Here is a 25,331-nt window from a genome sequence, read left to right as displayed (position 1 = left end):
CGGAGCACCTCATGTCCCGCTACGACAACCTCATCAACGGCCAATGGAAGGCCGCCGACGGCTACAGCGCCAACACCAACCCCAGCGACCTGTCCGATGTGATCGGCGAGTACGCCCAGGGCAATGCCGCCGATGTGGAAGCCGCCATCGCCGCGGCGGCCGCGGCCTTTCCCGCCTGGAGCACCTCGGGCATCCAGGCCCGCCACGACGCCCTGGACAGGATCGGCAACGAAATCCTGGCCCGCAAGGAAGAGCTGGGCGACCTGCTGGCGCGCGAGGAAGGCAAGACCCGCCCCGAAGCCATTGGCGAAGTCGGCCGCGCAGGCCAGATCTTCAAGTTCTTCGCGGGTGAATGCCTGCGCCTGGCCGGCGAAACCCTGCCCTCCGTGCGCCCCGGCATCGGCGTGGAAATCACGCGCGAGCCCGTCGGCGTGGTGGGCCTGATCACGCCGTGGAACTTCCCCATCGCCATTCCCGCCTGGAAGATCGCCCCGGCCCTGGCCTTCGGCAACTGCGTGGTCCTGAAGCCTGCCGACCTCGTGCCCGGCAGCGCCTGGGCGCTGGCCGACATCATTCACCGCTCGGGCATTCCGGCCGGCGTGTTCAACCTCATCATGGGCCCGGGCCGCGTCATCGGTGATGCCCTGGTGCGCCACAGCGACGTGGCCGCCATCAGCTTCACCGGCTCCGTCGGCGTGGGCCGCGGCATTGCCCGCGCCTGCGTGGAAAGCGGCAAGAAGGTGCAGCTGGAGATGGGCGGCAAGAACCCGCAGATCGTGCTGGACGACGCCGACCTCACCCAGGCCGTGGAGCTGTCCGCGCAAAGCGGCTTCTACTCCACGGGCCAGCGCTGCACGGCATCGAGCCGCCTCATCGTCACCGACAGGATCTACCCCGCCTTCATCGAGGCCCTGCAGGCCCGCATGGCCAGGATCAAGGTGGGCGACGCCCGCGCCGCAGGCACCGACATGGGCCCCGTGGTCAGCCAGGCCCAGCTGGAGCAGGACCTGAGCTACGTGGAAATCGCCAAGGCCGAAGGCGCCGTGCTGGCTGCGGGCGGCGCAGCCGCCGCCTGCCACACCGGCAGCGGCAACAAGGGCTACTACATGGCGCCCACCCTGTTCGTGGACACCCAGGCCGCCATGCGCATCAACCGCGAGGAAGTCTTCGGCCCCGTGGCCAGCGTCATCCGCGTCAAGGACTATGAAGAAGCCCTGGCCGTGGCCAACGACACGCCCTTTGGCCTGGCCGCAGGCATTGCCACCACCAGCCTCAAGCACGCCACCCACTTCAAGCGCCACAGCCAGGCCGGCATGGTCATGGTCAACCTGCCCACGGCCGGCGTGGACTACCACGTGCCCTTCGGCGGCCGCAAGGGCAGCAGCTACGGCCCGCGCGAACAGGGCCGCTATGCGCAGGAGTTCTATACGACGGTGAAGACCGCCTACACGCTGGCCTGAACAGCATCCGGCTGACGAGAAAAAAGCACCTTTCGAGGTGCTTTTTCATTGGGCGGATTCCGGGTGTCAGCAGCCCGGGGCGCCCTGGCAAGCGGACCAGCGAATCAGCGCTGGAACGCCACCGCAGCAGCCGCTATCCGCCGCAGATACGCCGGGTCTTCCTGCAGGCAATGCACGTGGTTGACCTCGTCCTCCACCAGTTCCTCCATCCGCTGCGCAGCCCCGCAAATGGCCTGCAGCGCATTGGCCACCACCTCCAGATTGCGGTAGCCCTCGGGCCGCTCCAGCCAGGCCAGCGCCAGCTGGCCCAGCGAGTACACCTCGCTGCTGCCCTGCAGCGTCAGCCGGCCGATCTCGGTCACGGCATGGCTCAACTGCTGCGGGCTGGGCTGGGTCAGGGTTGTGGAAGCGGTACTCATGGCGCCACCCTTCCCACGGCAGATGCGCGAGAGTGAGGCGCTCGGGTGGCAGAGGGAAATGCAAAAGAAGAAATGCCGTGCATGGTTTCGTACTCCTTCGTGAGAACAAAAACCACCGGCCCGTGTTCTTACGCACAGACAGGTGGACGGGATGTTAAGAACACGAACGAAGCCGTGCGGACGCCCTTGCGGGTAGCCCCATCCCGTCCGTAACCGCAGGAACGCAGGCTTGCGCCCACGCTCCGGAAATCAGACGTGACAAGGCCTCCTTGACGGCGAGGCCGCACCGCTTCGTTTTGGATGTTCTTACGCACCGGCCCCGGAACAGGGGGCTGCCGCGATGATAGAGGCTTTCAAGATGGCAAGCGCCCCAGCACTCCAGGCCGAGCGCAGCGAAGGCCCGCACCCACTCCCCGTATGTCCGCGCCTGCGCCGTGGTGGTTGCGGGGTTGCAGTCCTGCCGCAGGACAGGACTGCTTCGTCATCTGACTCGCCGTGATTGTTTGAACGTAGCTCGCAGAGCGAAGTGAGTTTCACGGCGAACCCCGCAACCGCCACGGCGCAGGTGGCCCCGCAGCGCAGCGAAGGGGTCGCGGACATCCGGGTCGCCTTCTTTGATCTGACCTTTCTTGGCGAATCAAGAAAGGGCAGTCGGCTGCCGGGCCGAGACCCGGCCTCGAAAAACAACCACCCGGCAGGGGCAAAAGATTGCACCTAAGCCAAAAGCAATCGAGGCACAAACAAGGTGGGCGGGAGTTAAGAACATGTGCAAGGCATGCGGACGCCCTCACGGGTAGCCCCATCCCGCCCCAAACCCAAAGACAGCCGGGTCCCCAAAAACCCCAGCCATCAAACCCCGGTCACGGATAGTAGCTCCCGCATCACTTCAGAAAAACAGCACCCTCACCCAAGGCGCCACCACCACATTCAACGCCCCCGCAATCATCATCACCAACGAAGCAACCACCGCCTGCACATCCCCAAACTGCCGCGCCTTCGCCACCCCGCTGCCATGCGCGGCACCACCCAGAATGGCGCCCGCAGCCAGCTTGCTGCGCACGTGCGGCAGCAGCCGCAGGATGGTCTCGCCCATGAGCATGCCGCTGACGCCCGTGAGCAGCACGAACAGCGCGGCCAGGTCGGTGGGCCCGCCCAGCACGCGCTCGGCCTCGATGGCGAAGGGGGTGGTCACCGAGCGCACGGCCAGGCCCTTTTGCAGGTCCACGGGCAGTCCGAAGGCCTGTGCGAACCAGATGGTGGTGGCAATGGACACGCCACTGGCCACGAGCACGCCGGTGGCGATCGACATCCAGTGCTTGCGCAGCAAGTGGCGGTTTTCGTGCAGGGGCAGCGCAAAGGCCACCGTGGTGGGGCCCAGCAGCCAGACCAGCCAGTGCGTCTGGGCGATGTACTGCGGGTAGCGCACATGGGTCAGCAGCGCCAGCGCGATCAGCACCATGGGCGTGGCGACGATGGGCATGAGCAGCGGATGCGGATGGCGGCGGTACACGCGCTTGTTGGCCGCATAGCAGGCCAGCGTGGCCAGCAGCGACAGCAGACCTATGGCCTGGTCGGACATGGCGTTCATTCCTGCTCCCTGTGCAGCCCGGCGCGCGTGGAGCGGCGCCGGGCCAGCCACAGCTCCAGCCGGTAGACGCGGTCCACGGCCAGCGCCGTGGCGGCCATCACGCAGGCCGTGCTGGCCACGATGACGCCCAGGATGCGCAGGCCCTGGTGCTGGATCAGGTCGGTGTATTCGGTGACGACCAGCATGGCGGGCACGAAGAACAGCAGCATCTCGGCCAGCAGCCAGTTGGTGCCGCCCTGCAGCCAGCGCGCCTTGACCAGCCCGCTGAACAGGCCCGTGGCCAGCAGCGCGAAGCCGATCAGCCCAGCCGGCATGCCCCAGCCGAAATGGGCGCGCACGGCCTCCATGGCCACCCACAGCGCACTGAGCAGCCCCACCTGCAGCACGCCGCGCAGCAGCGGCCAGCAGCGGTGCAGCAGACCCTGAAACACCTGCGGCCGCAGAACGGGCATGGCGGAAATCTTTGACATGGGGCAATCCTAGGGTTTGCACTCAGATTCGTAAAATGAATAATCTCCATTTTTCCCATGCACAAAAGGAATCCTCATGGACCTGCGCGCGCTGCGCTACTTTGTCGAGGTGGTGCGCTGCAACAGCTTCACGCGTGCGGCCGAGGCGCTGCATGTGACCCAGCCCACCATCAGCAAGATGGTGCGGGCGCTGGAGGAGGAGCTGGGCGGCCCGCTGCTGCTGCGCGAGGGGCGCGGTGTGCAACTGACCGACGCAGGCCAGGTGGTCCATGCGCGCGGCCTGCAGGTGCTGGAGCAGTCACGCCAGCTGCTGCAGGAGGTGGCCGAGGTGGACGGCATTGCGCGCGGCAGCCTGAGCGTGGGCATCATGCCCACGGCCGGGCACTATATGGCGCCCGTGATCGCGCGCTTTCAGCAACTGCATCCGGGTGTGGAACTGCATGTGCAGGAGCAGGGCGCACGCGCCCAGCGCCAGCTGCTGCTGGACGGCAAGCTGGACATGGCGCTGGGCCTGCACGGCGCGGGCGAGGCGGGTGGCGACCTGGCCGGAGAGGGCCTGGAGTACTGCACCATCGCCCACCAGAAGACACGCGTGGCCTTTGCCGCGCACGAGGTGCCCGACCCGGACGCCCCCGTGCACTGGAGCGAGCTGGCCCGGCGGCCCTTTGTGTTCTATACCTCGGACTTCGCCCTGCACCAGGCCGTGCTGGAGCATTGCGCGGCGGCAGGCTTCAGCCCACAGGTGCGGCTGCAGACGCGCTACTGGGACTTCATCGGCGACCTGGTGGCAGAAGGCGTGGGCGTGGCCGTGATGTTCGAGCACGTGATCGCGCGGTTCGACCCCCGGCGCGTGTCCAGCCGCCCGCTGGTGGGGCCTGAACTGCACTGGGACGTGGTGCAGCTGTGGCGCAGCGGCTATCTGTCACGCGCGGCGAGGGCCTGGCTGGAGTGCGTGCGTGCGGTCTATCCCGACGACAATCGCTGAGTCCATGCAACCCAGAAAACGCCCTCCTTCGCGCTCTTTTGCGGGCCCATCCCGGCGCCCGCAGACCGCCTTCGCCGACCGGCCCGACACCGGCCCCTCACGCCTGCTGTGCTTCAACAAGCCCTACGGCGTACTCAGCCAGTTCACCCCCGAGGGCCGCTGGCGTGGCCTCAAGGAATACATCGACGTGCCGGGCGTGCATGCGGCAGGCCGTCTCGACGCCGACAGCGAAGGACTGCTGCTGCTGACCAATGACGGCCCGCTGCAGGCGCGCATCGCCGATCCGCGCTTCAAGATGGAGAAGACCTACTGGGTACAGGTCGAGGGCCTGCCCGACGAGACCGCGCTGCAGGCCCTGCGCCAGGGCGTGCAGCTCAACGACGGCATGACGCTGCCCGCGCAGGCGCGCCGGCTGGAGCCGCCGCCCGTGCTGTGGCAGCGCGACCCGCCCATCCGCGTGCGCCAGAACATTCCCGACTGCTGGATCGAACTGGTCATCCGCGAAGGCCGCAACCGCCAGGTGCGCCGCATGACGGCGGCCATTGGCCACCCCACACTGCGGCTGGTGCGCGCAGCCATCGGGCCCTACACGCTGGACGGCCTGGAGCCCGGCCAGTGGAAGGACGTGGAGCCCGCCTAAGGCTCCGGATTGTCGGTAGGTGCCACAGCCTGCCAGCCCTGCAGGCCGAGCCACGGATGAAAGCGCCGCGCCTCGCCCACCTCCACACGCTCCACACTGCCGGCCAGCAGCGGCCACAGGCGCTGCAATTGCGCCGAGCGCTGCTGCGTGCAGCGCCGCGCGCGGGCCAGCAGCTCGCTGCCCTGGCCCAGCAGGCGCGACAGCTCGCGCAGGCGCGGCGGCGGCAGGCATTGGGCGCTGGCCAGCATCAGCCAGGACGGTGCCTGGCCCGCCTGGGCGGGGCCGCTGGCGGCGAACTGCTCCAGCAAAGCGACATGGGCGCTGAGCAGGGGCGCGGGTGGCTTCTCGGCCAGCATGACCTCCAGCAGAGTGCCCTCGATGCGCCAGCGGGCGGGCACCACGGCATGCTCTACCGAGTTGCCGAAGCGCGTGGACTGGCGATGGCGGACGGCACGGCTGCCCTGCTCCAGCAAGGGCTGCAGCAGTTCGGCCAGGGCCTGCTCGCGCTGCGCCGTGGGCGCTTCGGCCAGCGTGATGCGCAGTGGCACGGCCTCGTAGCCGCGCAGCTGGTCGCGCCAGGCCATCCAGCCCGCCGTGTCGGGGCCGCCCAGCAGCAGGGCGAGGAAGGCGCCCAGGCCGGCCAGGGCCGATCCGGTCCACCATGACACCGGCACAGGCTGCCGCCCGGCGATCAGCCAGCCCGTCAACCAGACCAGCGCCCCCGCGCAGGTGGCCGCCAGCAGGCCCATGCCGAAGGCGAGGAAGGGCGCGCCATCGAGCCGGTCGGGCAGCAGCACCAGCATGGCCACGCAGGCCGCGCCGGCGCACAGCGCAACGGCCCACCAGCCCGCCACGGGCAGGGTGCGCGCGGTGCGGCCCGTGAGACCCGTGAGACCCGTACGGCCGGCCAGTGCCAGCAGCAGCAGGGCCACCACCGCGCCAGCGGTCAGCGCAATGAACAAGGGCGCAAACACCCACAGCGCCAGCAGCCCGAGGACCGCCGATACCGCAAGCGACAGCGCCAGCATGCTCAGGCCTTCTTGAGGAACTCCGACTTGAGCAGCATGGAGCCCAGTTCGGTCTTGCAGTCCACGTTGTGGCCGTCGGCGCCATCGACCAGGCGGATGCCCTTGATCTTGCTGCCCTTCTTGAGCACGGTGGACGAGCCCTTGACCTTGAGGTCCTTCACCAGGATCACGGCATCGCCGTCGGCCAGCGCATTGCCGTTGGCGTCGCGCACGATGCCGTCACCAGCGGCGGCTTCGCCGGACTCTTCTTCGGCCTGCATGGGCCATTCGAAGGCGCAGTCGGGGCAGATGTAGCTGGCGGCGTCGGGATAGGTGTTTTCAAGGCCGCACTGGGGGCAGGCGGGAGTGGTCTGGGGCATGGGATTGAACAGATTCGGTGAAGACAAAGAGGCGCGGCGGGCGCGCCGTACCTGGCGATTGTCGCCCCTGCCCCCGCAGGCATGCACCGGCAAACCCGAGCGGCCTGCTACGCTGCGCGCCACTCTTTGCTTTTTCCCCATGGATACGCTGACCCCCTTGCGCGCCTTCCGGCGCATCGTAGAACTGGGCTCCATCGCCAAGGCGGCCGACGCGCTGGAGCTGTCCTCGGCCGCGCTGAGCAAGCAGCTGCGCGCGCTCGAAGCCCATCTGGGCGCCGTGCTGCTGCAGCGCACCACGCGCCGCATGAGCCTGACCGACACGGGCCAGGCCTACTATGCCGAGTGCTGCCGCCTGCTCGATGAATTCGATGCGCTGGAGCAGTCGGTGCGCGCGCAGTCGCAGCAGGTGGCCGGCCGGCTGCGCGTGAATGCGCCGCTGTCGTTTGCGCTGAGCACGCTGTCGCCGCTGCTGGCGCGCTTCATGCAGCGCCATCCGCAGCTGCAGATCGACCTGTCCATGGAAGACCGGCTGGTGGATGCGGTGGGCCAGGGCTTCGATGTGTCCATCCGCCTGAGCGCGGAGCTGGCGGACTCCTCGCTGATCGCGCGGCGCCTGGCCTCGCTGTCGCAGATGCTGTGCGCGGCCCCGTCCTATCTGCAGGCGCATGGCCGCCCGGCCAGTGCCGCCGGGCTGCGCGGCCATGCGCTGCTGAACTACAGCCTGGCGCATGCGCCCCGCGAAGCGGGCGAGAGCCCACAGGCGCCGTCCGAGGCGCGCGCCAACGTCAACAACAGCCTGATGCTGCGCGACCTGCTGGTGGCGGGCCTGGGCATTGGCGCCCTGCCCTCGTTCCTGGCGCGGCCGGCGATTGCGGCAGGCCAGCTGGTCGCACTGGACCTTGCGGACCAGGCCGCGCAGGCCCGCCATGTCTACGCGGTCTATCCCACGCAGCGCCACCTGCTGCCCAAGGTGCGCGCCTTCGTGGACTTCCTGGCCGAGGAGCTGCCCGCCGCCATGGGCGAGGATTGTTGACGCCGCGTTAAGAGTTCCTCAAGCGCGCGCCCCTTTTTCGCGCCGGGCTTGCGGCCTACGCTTGCCGTCCATCACAGCCATGAAGGACACAAGCATGACGCAATGCAATGATTTTTCCTGCGCCCTGCCCGCGCAGGATGCGGCGGCCGCCTCGCCGCAGCAGGCCCTGCAGGCGGCGCCCGCAGCGGCGCCTGCGGTCGCCCCCGCCATCGACTTCTTCCATGACGTGGTCTGCGGCTGGTGCTACGTGATGTCGCCACGCCTGCGCCAGGTGGCGCGCGAGCTGGGCCTGCGCGTGCGCCACCGCAGCTTCGTGCTGCAGGCCTCGCGCGCCGAGATGGTGGCGGCCTTCGGCTCCATGGAGCGCGCCAAGCAGGTCATCCTGGAGCACTGGCAGGCCTGCGCGCAGCATGACGACGAGGACCGCATCGACATCGAGGGCATGCGCCGCGAGGCCTTCGAGTACCCCAGCGGCATGGCCGGCGCACTGGCCTGCCAGGCGGCCCAGATCCTGGGCGGCGATGACGCGCACTGGGATCTGTTCGACGCCATCCAGCACGCCCACATGAGCGAGCACCGCAACATCGGCGACGCCGAAGTACTGCTGGACATCGCCACGCGCACGGGCTTCGAGCGCAACGCCTTCGCAGGCTGCATGGAAGGCGCCCAGGCGCTGGAGCAGGTGCGCCAGGACCGCGCTCTGGCACAGCGCATGGGCCTGCGCTCCATTCCCACGCTGATCGCGCCGGGCCTGCCGCCGCTGCAGACCCAGTCGCTGGCTGCGCTGCGCGAACGGCTGCACTTCCTGGCGGCCTGAGCGCCCCCGTCTTTGCTTTTTTTCATCGGCGTTTTTCCGCCTTCCCTTGCGCGCGGCATGCGCGCCCTCTTTCAGCAGACCAAGGACTCTTGCATGACTCTCCAACGCTTCGCTCGCCGCATGGCGCTGCCCTCTCTCGTGATCGCCCTGGCCGCCGCCTTCGCGGGCACCGCGGCCCAGGCCCATGGCGGCCACGAGCCCCCGGCCGGCGCACGCCAGGACGTGGGCACCAGCCCCTGGGGGCCGGCCGACGAGATCGGCCGCCTGAACCTGATCACGCCGGCCTCGCGCGCGGCCATCCTGCAGCGCATCACGGGCGGGCAGGTCTATGACCTGGCCACCGAGTACTACGTGGGCATGCCCAGCTGGCAGGACGCGGGCGATCCGCACTACCAGTTCTGGATGACGCACACGCCGCGCGGCACCGTGGTGGACGACCCGATGAACGTGGGCAAGGACATGAACGCCACGCGCAGCTACACGGGCACGGCGTTTTCCATGTACAGCCACACGGGCACGCACATCGATGCGCTCAACCACTTCGGCATCCGCGGCAGGATCTGGAACGGCTTCAGCGCAGACCAGCACCTGGGCGACCGGGGCTGGCAGCGCACGGGCATAGAGAAATTCCCGCCGCTGGTGGCGCGCGGCGTGCTGATCGACGTGGCGGCCGCCAAGGGCCTGGAGATGCTGCCCGACCAGTACCGCATCACGCGCCAGGACCTCAAGGATGCGCTGGCACGCCAGAAGGTGACGCTGCAGGAGGGCGACATCGTGCTGGTGCGCACGGGCCGCATGAAGCTGTACGGCCAGCCCCAGGCCTACATGGCCAAGCCGCCGGGCCTGGGCCTGGATGCCGCGCGCTTCCTGGTGGAGGAAGGCGGCGCCATGATCGTGGGCGCCGACAACCTGAGCCTGGAGACGTTCCCGTCCGAGGTGGACGACGACTACGTACCGCTGCACAGCTACCTGCTGGCGCAAAAGGGCGTGCCCATCATGGAGCTGGTGGCGCTGGACGACCTGTCGCGCGACAAGGTCTACGAGTTCGCCTTCATCGGCGGCCCGCTCAAGATCCGCGGCGGCGACGCCGCGCCGCTGCGGCCCATCGCCATTCCGGTGCGCTGAGCGGGGCAAGACGAGATTTCTTGAGCTTGACCTCGAAACTCCCGCGCCCCCAAGGCGAGGGACACCGAGCAAGGGCCGCCCCGCAGCAAGGGTGTCGTCCCCCTCCGAAGAGAGGGGGAAGGCGCGAAGCGACTCAGGGGGTGATCACAGACTCGTGCCCATTTTGCTGAGGAAGCGCTCGCAGGCGTCGAGCTGGGCCAGCTCGACGAACTCGTCGGGCTTGTGCGCCTGCTCGATGGAGCCGGGGCCGCAGACCACGGTGGGAATGCCGGCGTTGTGGAACAGGCCGGCCTCGGTGCCGTAGGCCACCTTGCGCTTTTCCTGGTCGGCGGTCAGCGCGCGCACCAGCTGGGTGATGGCGGCTTCTTCCGAGGCTTCCAGCGCGGGCGCGCTGGCGCCGGTCTCGATCTCGATGCGCGCGTCGGCGAACTCGGCGCGCATGCGCGGCAGCAGTTCGTCGCGCACATAGGACTCGACCTGGGCCTGGATGCCGTCCACCGACATGCCGGGCAGGTTGCGGAATTCATAGGCGAATTCGCACAGCTCGGGGATGGTGTTGACCGCGATGCCGCCCTGGATCTGGTTGGTGGTCATGGTGGTGAAGGGCACGTCGAAGAATTCGTCGTAGGGGCCGTGCGCCTTGAAGTGGTCGGCGATGTCCCGGATGCGACAGATCAGCCGCGCCGCGTATTCGATGGCATTGCTGCCGCGCGGCGTGAGCGACGAATGCGCGGCCTTGCCGTGCACGCGGCAGCGGTAGAGGTTGATGCCCTTGTGCGCCACCACGACCTGCATGCTGGTGGGCTCGCCGACCACGCAGCCGTCGAAGCGCGCGCCCTCGGCCTTGAGCTGGTTGATCATCACGGGCGCGCCCGCGCAGCCGATTTCCTCGTCGTACGAGAAGGCCAGGTGCACGGGCCTGGCGCGCTGCGTGGCCAGGAATTCAGGCACCAGCGCCAGCGAGGCGGCGATGAAGCCCTTCATGTCGCAGCTGCCGCGACCATAGAGGCGCCCGCCCTTTTCGGTGAGCGCAAAGGGGTTGGTGCTCCACTGCTGGCCATCGACCGGCACCACGTCGGTATGGCCGGACAGCACGATGCCACCCTGCGTTTCGCCATTGCTGGCCGGCAAAGTGGCGAAGAGATTGGCCTTGGCGCCGTCCGGAGAGTGGAACAATCGGGCACTCACGCCCAGCGTGGCCAACTCATCGCGTACACACTCGATCAGCGCCAGGTTGGAGTTGCGGCTGGTGGTGTCGAATGCGACCAGTGTTTCCAGCCAGTCGCGGGTGTTTTTCCAGGTAGTCATGTGGTTCCATCTGCGCCATGGCCTGCGCCGCCCTTCGTGGACGACGCAGGCCATGGCATAGGCATTGCATATGGCGAAGCAGTGTACGCCCGGGTTGCGGCCCGGGCAGGCACGCCGCCCCATGCCCCGGGCGTGACTGCCGTCTTTTCAATCCCTTTTCGGAAATGGACCCTGCTTTGACCAAGCAAACCGTCTCGACCCGCAACATCGTGGCTGCCGTCATCGGCAACGCGCTGGAGTGGTATGACTTCCTGGTGTTCGCCTTCATGACACCCATCGTCGCCAAGCTGTTCTTCCCCAGCAATCCCGACAATCCGGACGACAACATCAACCGCATCCTGATGACCACGGCCGTGTTCGGCGTGGGCTTTTTCATGCGGCCCGTGGGCGGCATCCTGCTGGGCCTGTACGGGGACCGCAAGGGCCGCAAGGCGGCCATGGTGATGGTGACCGGCCTGATGGCCGTGGCCATCGCGCTGATCACGCTGGCGCCCACGTATGCGGCGGTGGGCATCCTGGCGCCGCTGTTCATCGTGCTGGCACGGCTGCTGCAGGGCTTTGCGGCCGGCGGCGAGTTCGGCACGTCCACGGCACTGCTGATCGAGCTGGCACCGCCCGGCAAGCGCGGCTTCTATGGTTCCTGGCAGATGGCCGGCCAGATGCTGGCCCTGCTGATCGGCGCGGCCACGGGCACGCTGATCACCGAGATCTTCACCGAGGAGGAACTGATGGCCTGGGCCTGGCGCGTGCCCTTCGCCGTGGGCCTGCTGATCGTTCCCGTGGCGCTGTACATCCGCCGCCATGTGGAGGAGCCCGAGGTCTTCAAGGAAATGCAGGCCGCGCAGGCCAGCGGCAAGGCGCGCCAGATCGGCATCATGGAGATGCTGCGCACGCATGCGCGCGAGACGCTGGTGGGCATGGGCCTGGTGGTCACGGCCACGGTGTCCATCTACATCACCTTCACCTATCTGGTGACCTATGCCACGGTGACGCTGAAGCTGCCCATGCGCGATGCCTTCATGGTGCAGATGGCCGGCGCCGCGCTGATGGTGGTGATCATGCCGTTCTTCGGCGCCCTGTCGGACCGCGTGGGCCGCCGCATGCTGACCATCGGCTCGCTGATCGGCTACCTGGTGGTGCTCTACCCGCTGTATGCCTGGCTGACCGACGGCCCCACGGTGCAGAAGCTGCTGATCACCCAGTTGGTGGTCTGCGTGTTCGTGGCCGTGTTCTTCGGCGTGTTCAGCACGGTGATGGCCGAGCTGTTCCCGCCCCAGGTGCGTTCGGCCGGCATGTCCATGGCCTACAACGTGGCGGTGATGATCTTCGGCGGCTTCGCGCAGTTCATCGTGACCTGGCTGATCCGCTCCACGGGCTCGCCCATGGCGCCGGCCTTCTATGTGATGTTCGGCGTGACGCTGGGCCTGCTGGCGGCCTTCTTCATCAAGGACCGCGCGATGGAGCGCAACCTGCGCTGATCCCCCCCGGGCGGCGCGCCCTGCGCCGCCCTCGCGCATGCCCCGGCACGGGGCCTGCACAGCCTTGCCGCACGCCGCGCGCACCATGCGCGGGCATGCCGGCCCCCGCCCTGCACCACGGCGGGGAGGCCCGCCCGCATCTGCCGATTTCATGCAGAAAAAGTCAGGGCTGAACTTCTCTGGAGTGCCGCAAATCCGCAGGGAATACCCTCTGCTGGCACGCGTTTCGCTTGTCTACATTCTTGCATGCAAGTTGCAGAGCCACTTGCATACAAGATTCCACAACTTGCGAAAGACGACTATGCGCCGCTTTGCCAGATCACTGTTCGGACAGGTGGTGATCGCACTCATCCTGGGTGTGCTCGCCGGAATATTGGCCCCTGAATGGGCCGTGAAACTCAAGCCCCTGGGCGATGGCTTCATCAAGCTCATCAAGATGATCATTCCCGTGCTGGTGTTCTGCGTGGTGGTGCACGGCATCGCGGGCGCGGGCGACCTCAAGCGCGTGGGCCGGGTCGGCGTCAAGTCGCTGATCTACTTCGAGGTGCTGACCACCATCGCCCTGGTGCTGGGCCTGGTGCTGGCCTTCGTGTTCCAGCCCGGCGCGGGCATGAACGTGGACCCGAGCAAGCTCGACGCCTCGGCCATGAGCGCCTATGCCAGCAACGCCGACAAGCTGACCAGCGGCGGCACGGTGGACTTCCTGATGAAGCTCATCCCCACCACCGTGGTGCAGGCCTTTGCCACGGGCGACGTGCTGCAGGTGCTGCTGTTCGCCGTGCTGTTCGGCTGCGCACTGACCATGCTGGGCGAGCGCGGCGCGCCCGTGCATGCGCTGATCGACACGCTGTCGAACGTGCTGTTCAAGATCATGGGCATCCTCATCAAGCTGGCGCCGCTGGGCGTGCTGGGCGCCATCGCCTTCACCGTGGGCCAGTACGGCATAGGCTCGCTCAAGCAGCTGGGCATGCTGGTGCTGCTGTTCTACGTGGCCGTGATCTTCTTCGTCTTCGTGGTGCTGGGCCTGGTGATGCGCTTTTCGGGCTTCAGCCTGATCAAGCTGCTGCGCTACCTGCGCGAGGAGCTGATGGTGGTCTTCGCCACCACCTCCTCGGACAGCGTGCTGCCCCAGATCATGGCCAAGCTGCGCAACCTGGGCGTGCGCGACTCCACCGTGGGCCTGGTGATTCCCACGGGCTACTCGTTCAACCTGGACGCCTTCTCCATCTACATCACGCTGGCGGCCGTGTTCATCGCCCAGGCCACGAACACGCCCATCGGCATGGCCGACCTGCTGACCATCCTGGCGATTGCGCTGGTGACCTCCAAGGGCGCCCACGGCGTGCCGGGCTCGGCCATCGTGGTGCTGGCGGCCACGCTGCATGCGATTCCGGCCATCCCCGCCATCGGCCTGGTGCTGGTGCTGTCGGTGGACTGGTTCATGGGCATTGCCCGCGCGCTGGGCAACCTGATCGGCAACTGCGTGGCCACCGTGGCCATCGCGGCCTGGGAAGGTGACATCGACCGCGAGCGCGCCCATGCCGTGCTCAACGGCCTGGCCGACAATCAGGGGCCCGACGCCGAGCCCTCCGGCGCCGCCGCCGTCCCCGCAACCGTGACCCCTGCCCACCCTGCAACGCAATGACACCTGTAAGCCCCCAGCACATCGCCGAGCGCGTCGTCGAAGCCATCCTGGCCCAGAAACTGGCGCCCGGTGAACGGCTGGGGGAGCAGGAGCTGGCCGACAACTTCGAGGTCAGCCGCACCATGGTGCGCGAGGCGCTGATGCAGCTGCAGGCGCGCGGCTTCGTGCAGGTGCAGCCCCGGCGCGGCTGGTACGTGGTCCAGCCCTCGGCCGAGGAGGCGCAGGACGCCTTCGCGGCGCGCCGCATCATCGAGACCGGCATCCTGGGCGAGGCCGGGCGCCCCCTGCAAAGCGTGATCGGCCAGCTGCGCCGCCACATCGCCCAGGAGCAGGAGGCCATTGCGGGCGCCGACGCCGCCACGCGCGCCTTCCTGCTGGCCGACTTCCACGTCTGCCTGGCCGAGCAGATGGGCCACCGCCTGCTGGCGCTCACCCTGCGCGACCTCACGGCCCGCACCACGCTGGCGGCCACCTTGTTCCAGTCCACGCACAGCGCCAGCCAGTCCTGCGCCGAGCACGAACGCATCGTCGAGGCGCTGGAGCGCGGCGATACCGAGGGCGCCAAGGCCCTGCTGCTGGAGCACATCGGCACGGTGGAGCGTTCGCTGGAGATCCGCCCGAGCGAGGCGCCCGACGCCGGCGACCGCCTGCGTGCCACGCTGGCGCCCCTGTTCGGGGGATAACCCTGTGTCGGTGGGTCGGCAAATTTCCACCGACCGTCGCTAAAACGCCAATCCGGGCCCTACGGGGCGCACTGTCATGGTGCCGACACGGCTGACTGCATACGCTGCTGAGCTGGCGCATTGCGCGCCGTTCATCAACCCACCACTGCTTCGGATATGACCCAACGTCCTATGTCCTTTTCCCGCACTCCCCTGCTCGCGTCCCTGTGCGCGGCTGCAGTCCTCACGGCCTGCGGCGGCGACGGCGGCTCGTTCTACCTCACGCTCGACGGAAAGCAGCCCCAGGTGATCGCCCACCGCGGCTTCTCGGGCAAGTTCCCGGAGCAGACGCGCATGGCCTACGAGGCCGCCGCCGACGCGGGCGCGGACATGCTCGAACTCGACATGCACCTGACGAAGGACTGCCAGCTGGTCGCCCGCCACAACGCCTGGCTCAGCGACAGCACCAACGTGGCCGACGTGGCCAAGACCAATGCCGAAGTGGCGCGCCGCCAGCGCACTGCGGCCGGCGTGCTGGTCAACGTGAAGTACCCCGCCGTGCCTGCCAACGGCCCCTCGCAATACCTGAGCGACCAGCTCGATGCCAACGATCCCAAGTCCGTGCTCAAGGCCCTGGTGGTCGATGGCGAGGACCACCGCAACGACTGGTCCATCAGCGACTTCACGATGCAGGAGCTGCGCAGCTGGCTGACCGGCACCATCCTGGACAACCGCAGCGAGCGCCCCACCGAGTGGAACGGCAAGCTGCCCCTGATCAGCGCCCAGGACGTGCTGGACATCGCCGCCGCCAAGGGCAAGGCCCTGGGCCGCACCATCCCCGTCTACGCCGAGACCAAGAACCCGTACTGGAACAACCAGCAGGCGATCGCCAACGGCTGCGGCGCGCCCGGCTCGCGCCCGTTTGAAGACGCGGTGATCAAGCTGCTGGACCAGAACAAGCTCAACGCCAAGGATTCGCCCATCTACATCCAGAGCTTCGACCCGGCCAGCCTCAAGTACCTGCGCCAGGCCGGCATGAAGGCCAAGGGCGTGCAGCTGATCGACGGCAACGACTTCAATCTGCGCGACGGCTCCATGGTCTACATCACCAACGATGAGTGGACCTTCATCAGCGGCCGCCCCTACAGCTGGACCCTGGCCGGCGACGCGCGCACCTTCGCCACCATGCTCACGCCCGCAGGCCTGGCCGAGATCAAGACCTATGCCGACGGCATCGGCCCCTGGAAGCCCCAGGTCCTGGGCCACTCCGTCGTGCCCTACAAGGACGGCGCCGGCCTCAAGGACGTGAACACCGTCAAGGACACGGGCCTGATCCGCGACGCCCACAAGGCCGGCCTGATCGTGCACAGCTTCACCTTCCGCAACGAGCCGGGCCGCCTGGCCGGCCTGTACAAGGGCGACCCCGTGCAGGAATACCTGGCCTACTACCGCCTGGGCATCGACGGCGTGTTCACCGACTTCACGGACACGGCCGTGACGGCGCGCAAGGCGTACAACAAGGAAATCGGGCTCTGATCGAGCGCTGAATGCCGCTGCGGCAGCGTCCATAAAAAAGCCAGGGCATGCCCTGGCTTTTTACTTGCAACGCGCGGCACCAGTCCGCGCGGACAAACGTTCTCACCCCAGATTCGGCGCCAGCAACCGGCGCAGTTCCTCGATGTCCATGCCCCGGCGCGCGGCCATGTCGGCCAGTTGGTCCTCGCCGATCTCGCCGACGTTGAAGTAGACGGAGTCGGGGTGGCCGATGTAGAAGCCGCTGACGCTGGAGGCCGGGTTCATGGCCAGGCTTTCGGTCAGCGTCATGCCGATCTCGTCGGCCTTGAGCACGGCGAACAGGTCGGTCTTGGCGCTGTGGTCGGGGCAGGCCGGGTAGCCGGGCGCGGGGCGCACGCCCTTGTACTGTTCCTTGATCAGCGCTTCGTTGCTGAGGTCCTCGTCGGGCGCATAGCCCCACAGGTCCTTGCGCACGCGCTGGTGCAGGCATTCGGCGAAGGCCTCGGCCAGGCGGTCGGCCAGGGCCTTGAACATGATGCCGGAGTAGTCGTCCAGCGCGTCCTGGAACTCCTTGTCCTTCTTCTCGGCGCCGATGCCGGCCGTGACGGCGAACAGGCCCGCGTAGTCCTGGATGCCCGATTCCTTGGTGGCCACGAAGTCGGACAGGCAGCGGCTGGGGCGCATCACGGGCTGGCCATCCGGGCCTTCCACCATCTGCTTTTCGGTCTGCTGGCGCATGCCGTACCAGGTCATCAGCACCTGGCTGCGGGACTCGTCGGCGTAGAACTCGATGTCATCGCCCACGCGGTTGGCAGGGAACAGGCCGATGGCGCCGTTGGCCTGCAGCCAGCGGCCTTCGATGATCTTCCTGAGCATGGCCTGGCCGTCGGCCAGCACCTGGCGGGCCTGCACGCCCACGATCTCGTCGTCGAGGATGGCCGGATAGGGGCCGGCCAGGTCCCAGGTCTGGAAGAACGGGCCCCAGTCGATGTATTCGGCGATCTCGGCCAGGTCGAAGTTGCGGAACACGCGCCGGCCCAGGGCGCGCGGCGCCACGGGGGCCTGGGAAAAGTCCACGGGCGTGGCGTTGGCGCGGGCCTTGTCCAGCGGCCACAGCGGCGTCTTCTTCTTGTTGGCGTGCTGGGTGCGGACCTTGTCGTAGTCGGCCTGGATCTCGGCCAGGTAGTTGCCCTTGTTCTCGCCCAGCAGGCTCTGGGCCACGCTGACGCTGCGCGAGGCATCGGGCACGTAGACCACGGGGCCTTCGTACTTGGGCGCGATCTTGACGGCGGTGTGCACGCGCGAGCAGGTGGCGCCGCCAATCAGCAGCGGAATCTTCTTGATGCGGAAGTAGTCGTCCTTGTGCATCTCGCCGGCGACGTATTGCATCTCTTCGAGGCTGGGCGTGATCAGGCCCGACAGGCCGATGATGTCCGCGCCCTCGGCCTTGGCCTTGGCCAGGATCTCGTGGCAGGGCACCATCACGCCCATGTTGATGACCTCGAAGTTGTTGCACTGCAGGACCACGGTGACGATGTTCTTGCCGATGTCGTGCACGTCGCCCTTGACGGTGGCGATGACGATCTTGCCCTTGCTGGACACGTCCAGGCCCGCCGCTTCCTGCTGGCGCTTTTCCTCTTCGATGTAGGGCACGAGGTGGGCCACGGCCTGCTTCATCACGCGCGCCGACTTGACCACCTGGGGCAGGAACATCTTGCCGGCGCCGAACAGGTCGCCCACGATGTTCATGCCGTCCATGAGCGGGCCTTCGATCACGTGCAGCGGGCGGCCGCCGCCCTGCACCACGATCTGCTGGTAGGCCTCTTCGGTGTCGACGACGATGAAGTCGGTGATGCCGTGCACCAGGGCGTGCGACAGGCGCTCGCCCACGGTCTTCGGGTTCTCGGGCGTGCCGCGCCATTCGAGCTTCTTGCTGTCGTCCTTGGCGGCGCCCTTGGCGGCGTCGGCAATCTCCAGCAGGCGTTCCGCAGCGTCAGGGCGGCGGTTGAGCACCACGTCTTCCACGCGCTCGCGCAGCTCGGGCTCCAGGTCGTCATAGACGCCGACCATGCCGGCGTTGACGATGCCCATGTCCATGCCCGCCGAGATGGCGTGGTAGAGGAACACGGTGTGGATGGCCTCGCGCACGGGATCGTTGCCGCGGAAGCTGAAGCTCACGTTGGAGACGCCGCCCGAGACCTTGGCGCCGGGCAGGTTCTGCTTGATCCAGCGCACGGCCTCGATGAAGTCCACGGCGTAGTTGTCGTGTTCCTCGATGCCGGTGGCCACGGCGAAGATGTTGGGGTCGAAGACGATGTCCTCGGGCGGGAAGCCCACCTCGTCCACCAGGATGCGGTAGGCGCGCTCGCAGATCTCGATCTTGCGCTGGTAGGTGTCGGCCTGGCCCTTCTCGTCGAAGGCCATGACCACGGCGGCCGCGCCGTAGCGCTTGATCAGCCGGGCCTGGCGCTTGAATTCATCCAGGCCTTCCTTCATGGAGATGGAGTTGACGATGCCCTTGCCCTGCAGGCAGCGCAGGCCGGCCTCGATGACCTCCCACTTGGAGCTGTCCACCATGACCGGCACCTTGGCGATGTCGGGCTCGGAGGCGATGAGGTTCAGGAAGCGCACCATGGCGGCCTTGCTGTCCAGCATGGCCTCGTCCATGTTCACGTCGATGACCTGGGCGCCGTTTTCCACCTGCTGGCGCGCCACGGACAGCGCTTCCTCGTACTGCTCGTTGAGGATCATGCGCGCAAAGGCCTTGGAACCCGTGACGTTGGTGCGCTCGCCCACGTTGACGAACAGCGTGCCCTCGCCGATGGTCACCGGCTCCAGGCCGGACAGCTTCATGGGAGGGGGAGTGAAAGAGGACGACATCAAGCTCACCTGCAAAAACGGCATGGCAACAGGTGAGCGTCGTTGGCACCGTGGGCGCGGTCCGGCCGGGAACCTGCACCTGGCCCAAGCCTGACGCGGCACGCGATCCGGTGTACGGATGGGCGGGTGCCGCGCTGCAACGCTCCTCGGGCCAAAGCCCGGGATTCTACGGCGGCTGGCGGCGGCCTGCAGTGCGGGTTTTACGCCCGCATTCGGGGCAGGCCTGCACAAAGCCATGCGGCACTGCACCAAAGCGCGGCAGCGCGGGCCGCTGGCGGCGCCTTCGGGACGGATTGTCTATGCCCCATCGCCCCGGATTCTTTGCAGCGCCTGAGGACAACGCTCCTTTTTTTGCATCTGGCACGCAATTCGCTATCTGCTGGGTACGTGGTCTGACCAGTCAGGCCAAAACCCTCCACCCGCGCCAGCCCATGCAAAGCATTCCGATCTCGATGGCCCAGACGCTGCAGCAGCACATCCTGAGCGGCCACTACCCCGGCGGCAGCCAGCTGCCGCCGCAGCGCGAGCTGGCCCGGCAGCTGGGCATCAGCCGCGCTTCGCTGCGCGAGGCGCTGTCCATGCTGGAGGCCCTGGGCCTGGTCGAGATCCAGCCGGGCAAGGGCGTGCGCATCAACGGCCCGCACAGCGGCCGTGCACGCATGCACCGCGCCTATGCCACCCCGGCGCTGGGCACGCTGTCGCCGCGCCAGCTGATCGAGCTGCGCCTGGTGCTGGAGCCCGGCTGGGCCGCGCTGGCGGCCGTGCGCGCCGACGACAGCGGCCTGCGCCAGCTGCAATGGACCCAGTCCCAGCTGGCCCACGCCCTGGACCGCAGCGACCTGCTGGCCGCCGCCGACGCCGATCTGCAGTTCCACCTGCTGCTGGCCCAGCTGTCGGGCAACCCGGGCCTGGTGGCCATGGCGCGCCAGCTGGAGCTGGCCATCAGCCACAGCCTGCGCCTGCCCTTTGCCTGGAGCGGCGCCGACGACCAGCCGGTGCGCGAGCACGACGCCATCGTGCAGGCCGTCTGCGCAGGCGATGCGCCGGGCGCTGCGGGCGCCATGCGCGCCCACCTGCTGTCGGCTGCCAGGCGCAGCGGCATCGATCTCGACACACCGGACGACGCGGCGGCGCCCGACGCAACAGCGCCCGATACATCTGCGCCCGATACATCTGCGCCCGACCCTGACCCGCTTTCCTTTCGCCTCATCCCACCTTCCGAAGGAGCTTTCGCATGACTTCCCCCCTGACACCCCGCCGCGCATTCATCCGCACCGCCCTGGCGGCCGCCACCCTGGCCGCTGCCGGCCTGGGCGGCGCCGCTCATGCCGACATGCTGGCCAACATCCAGAAGGCCGGCGTGCTGCGCGTGGCGATTCCGCAGGACTTCCCGCCCTTCGGCTCGCTGGGCACCGACCTGAAGCTGCAGGGCTATGACATCGACATGGCGGCCCTGGTGGCCCAGGAGCTGGGCGTGAAGGTGGAGCTGGTGCCCGTGACCAGCACCAACCGCATCCCCTTCCTGACCACGGGCAAGGCCGACATCGTCATCTCCAGCCTGGGCAAGAACGCCGAGCGCGCCAAGGTGATCGACTTCACCCAGGCCTATGCGCCCTTCCCCAAGAGCGTCTACGGCCCCAAGGACATGAGCATCAAGGCCCCTGCCGACCTGGCCGGCAAGACCGTGGGCGTGACGCGCGGCTCCACCGAGGACCTGGCCCTCACGCAGGTGGCGCCGGCCTCGGCCACCATCAAGCGCTACGAGGACAACAACGCCACCGCGCAAAGCTACCTGACGGGCCAGGTGCAGCTGGTGACGCTGGGCAACATCGTGGCCAACGCCGTCAACGAGCGCACCAGGCTGCGCCAGCTGGACGTGAAGTTCGCGGTCGAGGACACGCCCTGCTACATCGGCGTGGCCAAGGGCGAGCCGGCGCTGCTGCAGAAGGTGGACGCCATCATCACCAAGCTCAAGGCCGACGGCCGCCTGACCAGCCTGTCCCAGCGCTGGATGAAGATGCCGCTGCCCGCCACCCTGTAACCGCTGCGCCCCTGCTCCCGGAAATCCTTCCATGGCCTATCAATTCGACTTCGGCGCCGTGTTCGACTACAGCGGCCTGCTGGCACAGGGCGCGGGCTTCACGCTGGCGCTGACGGCGGCGGGCGCCGTGCTGGGCGGCGCCATCGGCGTGGCCGGCGGCGTCAGCCGCGCCTGGCGCATTGCGCCGCTGCACTGGCTGTTCAAGGTGTACGTGGAGGGCATACGCAACACGCCCTTCCTGGTGCAGCTGATGTTCGTGTTCTTCGGCCTGCCTTCGCTGGGTGTGCAGATCAACGAATGGCAGGCCTGCCTGCTGACCACGGTGATCAACCTGGGCGCCTACATCACCGAGATCGTGCGCGCCGGCATCCAGGAGACGCCGCGCGGCCAGCTGGAAGCCGCTGGCGCGCTGGGCATGGGCCGCTGGGCGGTCTTCCGCCATGTGGTGCTGCGCCCTGCGCTGCAGCGGGTCTGGCCCTCGCTGAGCAGCCAGATCGTGATCGTGATGCTGGGCACCTCGGTGGTCTCGCAGATCGCCGCCCAGGACCTGACGTTTGCGGCCAACTTCATCCAGTCGCGCAACTTCCGCGCGTTCGAGACCTACCTGGTGGTGACGGCGGCGTACTTCGTGCTGGCCCTGGCACTGCGCCAGTTGCTGGCCTGGATAGGCCAGCGCTTCGTGGTGGGCCGCCGCACGCCGCGTGCAGCCAGGCCCGCTGCACCTGCTGCACCTGCAACCACTGCCGGAGACGCCGCATGATTGCCGACATTCCCCTGCTGCCCATCCTGGCCAAGCTGGCCGAGGGCCTGCTGGCCACGCTGGCGCTGTCGCTGCTGGCCTTCGTGCTGGGCGGCGCCACCGGATTGCTGGTGCTGTTCGCCCGCGTGGGCCGCAGCCTGAACCTGCGCCGCCTGGCCAAGGCCTATATCCAGGCCTTCCAGAACACGCCGCTGCTGATGCAGATGTTCATCGTGTTCTTCGGCTCGTCCATGGCCGGCCTGGACATCTCGCCCTGGACGGCGGCCGCCATCGGCCTGACGCTGTACACCAGCGCCTACCTGGCCGAGGTCTGGCGCGGCTGCGTGGAGGCTATCCCCCGCGGCCAGTGGGAAGCCTCGTCCAGCCTGGCCATGGGCTACCTGCAGCAGATGCGCCATGTGGTGCTGCCGCAGGCGCTGCGCCTGTCGATAGCGCCCACGGTCGGCTTCTCGGTGCAGATCATCAAGGGCACGGCCGTGGCCTCGATCATCGGCTTCAGCGAGCTGACCAAGCTCGGCTCCATGCTGGCCAACGCCACCTTCCAGCCCTTCCTCATCTACGGCCTGGTCGCCGCAGGCTACTTCCTGCTGTGCTGGCCCCTGTCCCTCTACGCATCCCATCTGGAGAAGAAACTCTATGCCGCTCGTTGATGTGCGCGCCGTTCACAAGCATTACGGCAACAACCATGTGCTCAAGGGCGTGGACCTGAGCGTGGACAGCGGCCAGGTGGTCGCCATCATCGGCCGCAGCGGCTCGGGCAAGAGCACGCTGCTGCGCTCCATCAACGGGCTGGAGGCCATCCAGTCCGGCCAGATCGTGGTGGACGACGCCGTGCTCAAGGGCTCGGAGGGCAGCGCGCCCTCGCCCGCCCAGCTGCGCGCGCTGCGCCTGAACGTGGGCATGGTGTTCCAGCAGTTCAACCTGTTCCCCCACCTGACGGCGGGCGAGAACGTGGCCCTGTCGCCCACCGTGGTCAAGGGCGTGAAAAAGCCCGAGGCGGCGGCGCTGGCGCGCCAGATGCTGGCCAAGGTCGGCCTGGGCGACAAGTACGACAGCTACCCCGACCAGCTCAGCGGCGGCCAGCAGCAGCGCGTGGCCATCGCACGCGCGCTGGCCATGCAGCCCAAGGTGCTGCTGTGCGACGAGATCACCTCGGCCCTGGACCCGGAGCTGGTCAACGAGGTGCTGGCCGTGGTCAAGCAGCTCGCCGCCGAGGGCATGACGCTGATCATGGTCACGCACGAGATGCGCTTTGCCCGCGACGTGGGCGACCAGCTGGTGTTCATGCACCAGGGCCTGATCCACGAAAGCGGCCCGGCCAAGCAGCTGTTCGCCAGCCCGCAGACGCCGGAGCTGGCCGGCTTCATCGGCGCCGTGCACTGAGCGGTACGGCCAGGCAGGACAAAGGCCCGCGTCGCGGGCCTTTTTTGCATCGGTGCGGCGCAGGGGCCGCGGTCAGTGGCTGATCATCCAGGGCCGCTTGGTCGGGAAGGTCTTGGCGCCGTTGGGCGCCGTGACCGTGGAGCCGCGCTTGCTGGCGCCGCTGCAGCAGCCGCAGCCCGAAGGGTGGCGCATGCGCGCGTAGCTGCCCTCGGCCACATCGCGTGAGCGCCTGGGCTCGTGCCGGGCGCGCTCGTTGGTGTCGTGGGCGCGGCGCTGCTCGGGGCTGGTGCAGGCCAGGCGCGGCGCGCTGACGAAGACGCGGGGCGAGGCCGCCTCGCAGATGGGGCAGGGCGCGGGCTCGTTGCGCTGCGAGAGGCTGCGCAGCGCGTCGAAGCCGCCGCATGCGGCGCAGTGGTAGTCATAGGTGGGCATGGGCGGCCTCTGGCGGATGGTGGATGGCGGGTGTCGTATGCCGGGCTTACTTGTCCTGGGCGATGGGCAGGTCCACCCCGCCCGTGATGATCTTCTGTGGTCCCTCGGCCGTGGGATTGATGTCGAAGTCGAAGATCTCCGTGGGCAGCCACAGCGTGGCGCAGGCATTGGGCACGTCCACCACGCCGCTGATGTGGCCCTGCACGGGCGCCGTGCCCAGCAGCGAGTAGGCCTGGGCACCGCTGTAGCCGAATTTCTTCAGGTACTCGATGGCGTTCAGGCAGGCCTGGCGGTAGGCCACGGTCACGTCCAGGTAGTGCTGCTTGCCCTTTTCGTCCACCGAGATGCCTTCGAAGATCAGGTAGTCCTTGTAGTTGGGCGTCATGGGGCTGGGCTTGAAGATGGGGTTCTTGATGCCGTACTTGGCCATGCCGCCCTTGATCAGCGAAACCTTCATGTGCACCCATCCGGCCATCTCGATGGCGCCGCAGAAGGTGATTTCGCCATCGCCCTGGCTGAAGTGCAGGTCGCCCACGCTCAGGCCCGCGCCGTCCACGTAGACGGGGAAGAACACGCGCGAGCCGCGCGAGAGGTCCTTGATGTCGCAGTTGCCGCCATGCTCGCGCGGCGGCACGGTGCGCGCGCCTTCGGCGGCGGCCTTGTCGCGCGCCTCGCCCTGCATCTGGCCCATGTGGGCGGTGGTGGCGTTGGGCGGGTTGGCCAGGCCGGGGATGCGGTCGGGGTCGGTGGCGATGAGGCCGGTCTCGCGCTCATTCCAGCTGGCCAGCATCTTGGGGTCGGGCAGGCAGCCGATCAGTCCCGGGTGGATGAGGCCTGCGAAGTTGACGCCGGGGATGTGGCGGCTCTTGGTGAACATGCCGTGGAAGTCCCAGATGGACTTCTGGGCCAGCGGGAAATGCTCGTCCAGGAAGCCGCCGCCGTTTTGCTTGGAGAAAAAGCCGTTGAAGCCCCAGAGGCTGTCGTCGCGCGCGCCGATGTCCAGCAGGTCCACCACCAGCAGGTCGCCGGGCTCGGCGCCCTTGACGCCCACGGGGCCGGACAGGAAGTGGACGGTGGACAGGTCCACGTCGCGCACGTCTTCGGCGCTGTCGTCGTTCTTGATGGCGCCGCCGGTCCAGTCATAGGTCTCCAGCTTGAACTCCGCGCCCGGCTCCACCCAGACCGCCATGGGGATGTCGGGATGCCAGCGGTTGTGCACCTGCGGGTTGTCGTAGGGGGACTGGTTGAGATCGACCTTGATCAGGGTTTCGGCCATGGTGTGCTCCTTGCGATGGCAGTGGGA

Annotated in this window: 24 protein-coding genes and 1 riboswitch; of the genes, 15 read left to right on the top strand and 9 right to left on the bottom strand. The window is 67.9% G+C overall.

Features of this window, described 5'->3' with window-relative positions; genetic code table 11:
* The first annotated feature begins 11 nt into the window (after positions 1 to 11).
* Positions 12 to 1,460 carry an aldehyde dehydrogenase family protein gene (locus AAN986_RS01265; protein WP_349335550.1) on the top strand — a complete coding sequence of 483 codons (1,449 nt, stop codon included), beginning with the start codon at positions 12 to 14 and terminating at the stop codon, positions 1,458 to 1,460.
* A 104-nt stretch (positions 1,461 to 1,564) separates the two neighbouring features.
* On the opposite strand, the gene AAN986_RS01260 is transcribed toward AAN986_RS01265, so the two are convergent.
* From AAN986_RS01260 to AAN986_RS01250, 3 genes are all read right to left on the bottom strand, one after another.
* A complete protein-coding gene (locus tag AAN986_RS01260) occupies positions 1,565 to 1,879 on the bottom strand; it encodes a hypothetical protein (RefSeq protein WP_047218558.1) in 315 nt (104 codons plus the stop codon).
* An 886-nt stretch (positions 1,880 to 2,765) separates the two neighbouring features.
* Positions 2,766 to 3,458, bottom strand: coding sequence for an LrgB family protein (locus AAN986_RS01255; protein ID WP_013800125.1), 693 nt, complete (start codon positions 3,456 to 3,458; stop codon positions 2,766 to 2,768).
* Positions 3,459 to 3,463: 5 nt separating this feature from the next.
* Entirely contained in the window at positions 3,464 to 3,937 is a 474-nt protein-coding gene (locus AAN986_RS01250; RefSeq protein ID WP_012202183.1) for a CidA/LrgA family protein, read from the bottom strand.
* Between the two features lie 76 nt (positions 3,938 to 4,013).
* On the opposite strand from AAN986_RS01250, the gene AAN986_RS01245 reads away from it, so the two are divergent.
* On the top strand, positions 4,014 to 4,922 hold the full coding sequence (locus AAN986_RS01245) for a LysR substrate-binding domain-containing protein (protein WP_012202182.1): 909 nt from the start codon (positions 4,014 to 4,016) through the stop codon (positions 4,920 to 4,922).
* Between the two features lie 4 nt (positions 4,923 to 4,926).
* A complete protein-coding gene (locus AAN986_RS01240; protein ID WP_047218557.1) occupies positions 4,927 to 5,562 on the top strand; it encodes a pseudouridine synthase in 636 nt (211 codons plus the stop codon).
* Here AAN986_RS01240 and AAN986_RS01235 read toward each other — a convergent pair.
* Together AAN986_RS01235 and AAN986_RS01230 are read right to left on the bottom strand one after the other, a co-directional pair.
* Complete coding sequence (locus AAN986_RS01235) at positions 5,559 to 6,590, bottom strand: hypothetical protein (protein WP_047218556.1); 1,032 nt, start codon at positions 6,588 to 6,590, stop codon at positions 5,559 to 5,561. The genes AAN986_RS01240 and AAN986_RS01235 overlap by 4 nt on opposite strands.
* A gap of 2 nt (positions 6,591 to 6,592) precedes the next feature.
* Positions 6,593 to 6,949 carry a zinc ribbon domain-containing protein YjdM gene (locus AAN986_RS01230; protein ID WP_016448692.1) on the bottom strand — a complete coding sequence of 119 codons (357 nt, stop codon included), beginning with the start codon at positions 6,947 to 6,949 and terminating at the stop codon, positions 6,593 to 6,595.
* Positions 6,950 to 7,088: 139 nt separating this feature from the next.
* Here AAN986_RS01230 and AAN986_RS01225 point away from each other — a divergent pair, with 139 nt between their 5' ends.
* The 3 genes from AAN986_RS01225 (at position 7,089) to AAN986_RS01215 (ending at position 9,924) form a co-directional block, all read left to right on the top strand.
* Positions 7,089 to 7,982 carry a LysR family transcriptional regulator gene (locus tag AAN986_RS01225; protein WP_047218555.1) on the top strand — a complete coding sequence of 298 codons (894 nt, stop codon included), beginning with the start codon at positions 7,089 to 7,091 and terminating at the stop codon, positions 7,980 to 7,982.
* A gap of 94 nt (positions 7,983 to 8,076) precedes the next feature.
* Positions 8,077 to 8,799, top strand: a complete 723-nt coding sequence (locus AAN986_RS01220) for a DsbA family protein (RefSeq protein ID WP_016448694.1) — start codon at positions 8,077 to 8,079, stop codon at positions 8,797 to 8,799.
* Between the two features lie 93 nt (positions 8,800 to 8,892).
* Entirely contained in the window at positions 8,893 to 9,924 is a 1,032-nt protein-coding gene (locus AAN986_RS01215) for a cyclase family protein (protein ID WP_016448695.1), read from the top strand.
* Between the two features lie 144 nt (positions 9,925 to 10,068).
* Here the strand turns inward: AAN986_RS01215 and argE are convergent, their stop codons facing one another.
* Complete coding sequence (gene argE / locus AAN986_RS01210; protein WP_046984422.1) at positions 10,069 to 11,232, bottom strand: acetylornithine deacetylase; 1,164 nt, start codon at positions 11,230 to 11,232, stop codon at positions 10,069 to 10,071.
* Between the two features lie 164 nt (positions 11,233 to 11,396).
* On the opposite strand from argE, the gene AAN986_RS01205 reads away from it, so the two are divergent.
* The 4 genes from AAN986_RS01205 to AAN986_RS01190 all read left to right on the top strand — a co-directional run bounded on the left by AAN986_RS01205 (position 11,397) and on the right by AAN986_RS01190 (position 16,553).
* Positions 11,397 to 12,710, top strand: coding sequence for an MFS transporter (locus AAN986_RS01205; RefSeq protein WP_016448697.1), 1,314 nt, complete (start codon positions 11,397 to 11,399; stop codon positions 12,708 to 12,710).
* A 301-nt stretch (positions 12,711 to 13,011) separates the two neighbouring features.
* Positions 13,012 to 14,355, top strand: coding sequence for a C4-dicarboxylate transporter DctA (locus AAN986_RS01200; protein WP_016448698.1), 1,344 nt, complete (start codon positions 13,012 to 13,014; stop codon positions 14,353 to 14,355).
* Positions 14,352 to 15,038, top strand: a complete 687-nt coding sequence (locus tag AAN986_RS01195) for a GntR family transcriptional regulator (RefSeq protein WP_016448699.1) — start codon at positions 14,352 to 14,354, stop codon at positions 15,036 to 15,038. Before AAN986_RS01200 ends, AAN986_RS01195 begins: the two co-directional genes overlap by 4 nt.
* 171 nt (positions 15,039 to 15,209) lie before the next feature.
* A complete protein-coding gene (locus AAN986_RS01190) occupies positions 15,210 to 16,553 on the top strand; it encodes a glycerophosphodiester phosphodiesterase family protein (protein ID WP_047218553.1) in 1,344 nt (447 codons plus the stop codon).
* A gap of 102 nt (positions 16,554 to 16,655) precedes the next feature.
* Here AAN986_RS01190 and metH read toward each other — a convergent pair whose 3' ends face one another.
* Positions 16,656 to 19,412: a methionine synthase gene (gene metH, locus AAN986_RS01185; protein ID WP_206424535.1), complete on the bottom strand. Its 2,757-nt coding sequence runs from the start codon at positions 19,410 to 19,412 to the stop codon at positions 16,656 to 16,658.
* A gap of 27 nt (positions 19,413 to 19,439) precedes the next feature.
* Positions 19,440 to 19,566, bottom strand: a riboswitch (S-adenosyl-L-homocysteine riboswitch).
* Positions 19,567 to 19,843: 277 nt separating this feature from the next.
* On the opposite strand from metH, the gene AAN986_RS01180 reads away from it, so the two are divergent.
* The 5 genes from AAN986_RS01180 to AAN986_RS01160 are packed head-to-tail and all read left to right on the top strand — an operon-like array spanning position 19,844 to position 23,596.
* A complete protein-coding gene (locus tag AAN986_RS01180; RefSeq protein ID WP_047218552.1) occupies positions 19,844 to 20,650 on the top strand; it encodes a FadR/GntR family transcriptional regulator in 807 nt (268 codons plus the stop codon).
* Complete coding sequence (locus AAN986_RS01175; RefSeq protein WP_016452167.1) at positions 20,647 to 21,453, top strand: transporter substrate-binding domain-containing protein; 807 nt, start codon at positions 20,647 to 20,649, stop codon at positions 21,451 to 21,453. The genes AAN986_RS01180 and AAN986_RS01175 overlap by 4 nt, the downstream gene beginning before the upstream one ends.
* A gap of 31 nt (positions 21,454 to 21,484) precedes the next feature.
* On the top strand, positions 21,485 to 22,213 hold the full coding sequence (locus tag AAN986_RS01170) for an amino acid ABC transporter permease (protein ID WP_016448704.1): 729 nt from the start codon (positions 21,485 to 21,487) through the stop codon (positions 22,211 to 22,213).
* Positions 22,210 to 22,863: an amino acid ABC transporter permease gene (locus AAN986_RS01165; protein WP_016448705.1), complete on the top strand. Its 654-nt coding sequence runs from the start codon at positions 22,210 to 22,212 to the stop codon at positions 22,861 to 22,863. Before AAN986_RS01170 ends, AAN986_RS01165 begins: the two co-directional genes overlap by 4 nt.
* The gene (locus AAN986_RS01160) at positions 22,850 to 23,596 is read left to right on the top strand and encodes an amino acid ABC transporter ATP-binding protein (protein ID WP_016448706.1); all 747 of its coding nucleotides are present in this window, start codon (positions 22,850 to 22,852) and stop codon (positions 23,594 to 23,596) included. The genes AAN986_RS01165 and AAN986_RS01160 overlap by 14 nt, the downstream gene beginning before the upstream one ends.
* A gap of 72 nt (positions 23,597 to 23,668) precedes the next feature.
* On the opposite strand, the gene AAN986_RS01155 is transcribed toward AAN986_RS01160, so the two are convergent.
* Positions 23,669 to 24,028: a zinc ribbon domain-containing protein gene (locus tag AAN986_RS01155; protein WP_016452169.1), complete on the bottom strand. Its 360-nt coding sequence runs from the start codon at positions 24,026 to 24,028 to the stop codon at positions 23,669 to 23,671.
* Positions 24,029 to 24,074: 46 nt separating this feature from the next.
* Positions 24,075 to 25,304 (bottom strand): formamidase, encoded by a 1,230-nt coding sequence (fmdA, locus tag AAN986_RS01150; protein WP_012202164.1) that lies wholly within the window; start codon positions 25,302 to 25,304, stop codon positions 24,075 to 24,077.
* Positions 25,305 to 25,331 lie beyond the last annotated feature (27 nt).

It is taken from the genome of Delftia sp. DS1230 (genome assembly GCF_040112715.1).
Lineage (GTDB): Bacteria > Pseudomonadota > Gammaproteobacteria > Burkholderiales > Burkholderiaceae_C > Comamonas > Comamonas tsuruhatensis.
The sequence above is the reverse complement of the archived record's forward strand: the minus strand, read 5'-3'. Positions and strand labels throughout refer to the sequence as shown.

What these genes read in the sequence shown, in the direction of transcription:
- AAN986_RS01220 (WP_016448694.1), top strand. Translation starts at nt 8,077, where the DNA reads ATGACGCAATGCAATGATTTTTCCTGCGCCCTGCCCGCGCAGGATGCG.
- AAN986_RS01195 (WP_016448699.1), top strand. Translation starts at nt 14,352, where the DNA reads ATGACACCTGTAAGCCCCCAGCACATCGCCGAGCGCGTCGTCGAAGCC.
- AAN986_RS01255 (WP_013800125.1), bottom strand. Translation starts at nt 3,458, where the DNA reads ATGTCCGACCAGGCCATAGGTCTGCTGTCGCTGCTGGCCACGCTGGCC.
- AAN986_RS01240 (WP_047218557.1), top strand. Translation starts at nt 4,927, where the DNA reads ATGCAACCCAGAAAACGCCCTCCTTCGCGCTCTTTTGCGGGCCCATCC.
- AAN986_RS01175 (WP_016452167.1), top strand. Translation starts at nt 20,647, where the DNA reads ATGACTTCCCCCCTGACACCCCGCCGCGCATTCATCCGCACCGCCCTG.
- fmdA (WP_012202164.1), bottom strand. Translation starts at nt 25,304, where the DNA reads ATGGCCGAAACCCTGATCAAGGTCGATCTCAACCAGTCCCCCTACGAC.
- AAN986_RS01245 (WP_012202182.1), top strand. Translation starts at nt 4,014, where the DNA reads ATGGACCTGCGCGCGCTGCGCTACTTTGTCGAGGTGGTGCGCTGCAAC.
- AAN986_RS01190 (WP_047218553.1), top strand. Translation starts at nt 15,210, where the DNA reads ATGTCCTTTTCCCGCACTCCCCTGCTCGCGTCCCTGTGCGCGGCTGCA.
- AAN986_RS01250 (WP_012202183.1), bottom strand. Translation starts at nt 3,937, where the DNA reads ATGTCAAAGATTTCCGCCATGCCCGTTCTGCGGCCGCAGGTGTTTCAG.
- AAN986_RS01200 (WP_016448698.1), top strand. Translation starts at nt 13,012, where the DNA reads ATGCGCCGCTTTGCCAGATCACTGTTCGGACAGGTGGTGATCGCACTC.
- AAN986_RS01230 (WP_016448692.1), bottom strand. Translation starts at nt 6,949, where the DNA reads ATGCCCCAGACCACTCCCGCCTGCCCCCAGTGCGGCCTTGAAAACACC.
- AAN986_RS01170 (WP_016448704.1), top strand. Translation starts at nt 21,485, where the DNA reads ATGGCCTATCAATTCGACTTCGGCGCCGTGTTCGACTACAGCGGCCTG.
- AAN986_RS01205 (WP_016448697.1), top strand. Translation starts at nt 11,397, where the DNA reads ATGGACCCTGCTTTGACCAAGCAAACCGTCTCGACCCGCAACATCGTG.
- AAN986_RS01165 (WP_016448705.1), top strand. Translation starts at nt 22,210, where the DNA reads ATGATTGCCGACATTCCCCTGCTGCCCATCCTGGCCAAGCTGGCCGAG.
- AAN986_RS01265 (WP_349335550.1), top strand. Translation starts at nt 12, where the DNA reads ATGTCCCGCTACGACAACCTCATCAACGGCCAATGGAAGGCCGCCGAC.
- AAN986_RS01225 (WP_047218555.1), top strand. Translation starts at nt 7,089, where the DNA reads ATGGATACGCTGACCCCCTTGCGCGCCTTCCGGCGCATCGTAGAACTG.
- AAN986_RS01180 (WP_047218552.1), top strand. Translation starts at nt 19,844, where the DNA reads ATGCAAAGCATTCCGATCTCGATGGCCCAGACGCTGCAGCAGCACATC.
- argE (WP_046984422.1), bottom strand. Translation starts at nt 11,232, where the DNA reads ATGACTACCTGGAAAAACACCCGCGACTGGCTGGAAACACTGGTCGCA.
- metH (WP_206424535.1), bottom strand. Translation starts at nt 19,412, where the DNA reads ATGTCGTCCTCTTTCACTCCCCCTCCCATGAAGCTGTCCGGCCTGGAG.
- AAN986_RS01235 (WP_047218556.1), bottom strand. Translation starts at nt 6,590, where the DNA reads ATGCTGGCGCTGTCGCTTGCGGTATCGGCGGTCCTCGGGCTGCTGGCG.
- AAN986_RS01215 (WP_016448695.1), top strand. Translation starts at nt 8,893, where the DNA reads ATGACTCTCCAACGCTTCGCTCGCCGCATGGCGCTGCCCTCTCTCGTG.
- AAN986_RS01260 (WP_047218558.1), bottom strand. Translation starts at nt 1,879, where the DNA reads ATGAGTACCGCTTCCACAACCCTGACCCAGCCCAGCCCGCAGCAGTTG.
- AAN986_RS01155 (WP_016452169.1), bottom strand. Translation starts at nt 24,028, where the DNA reads ATGCCCACCTATGACTACCACTGCGCCGCATGCGGCGGCTTCGACGCG.
- AAN986_RS01160 (WP_016448706.1), top strand. Translation starts at nt 22,850, where the DNA reads ATGCCGCTCGTTGATGTGCGCGCCGTTCACAAGCATTACGGCAACAAC.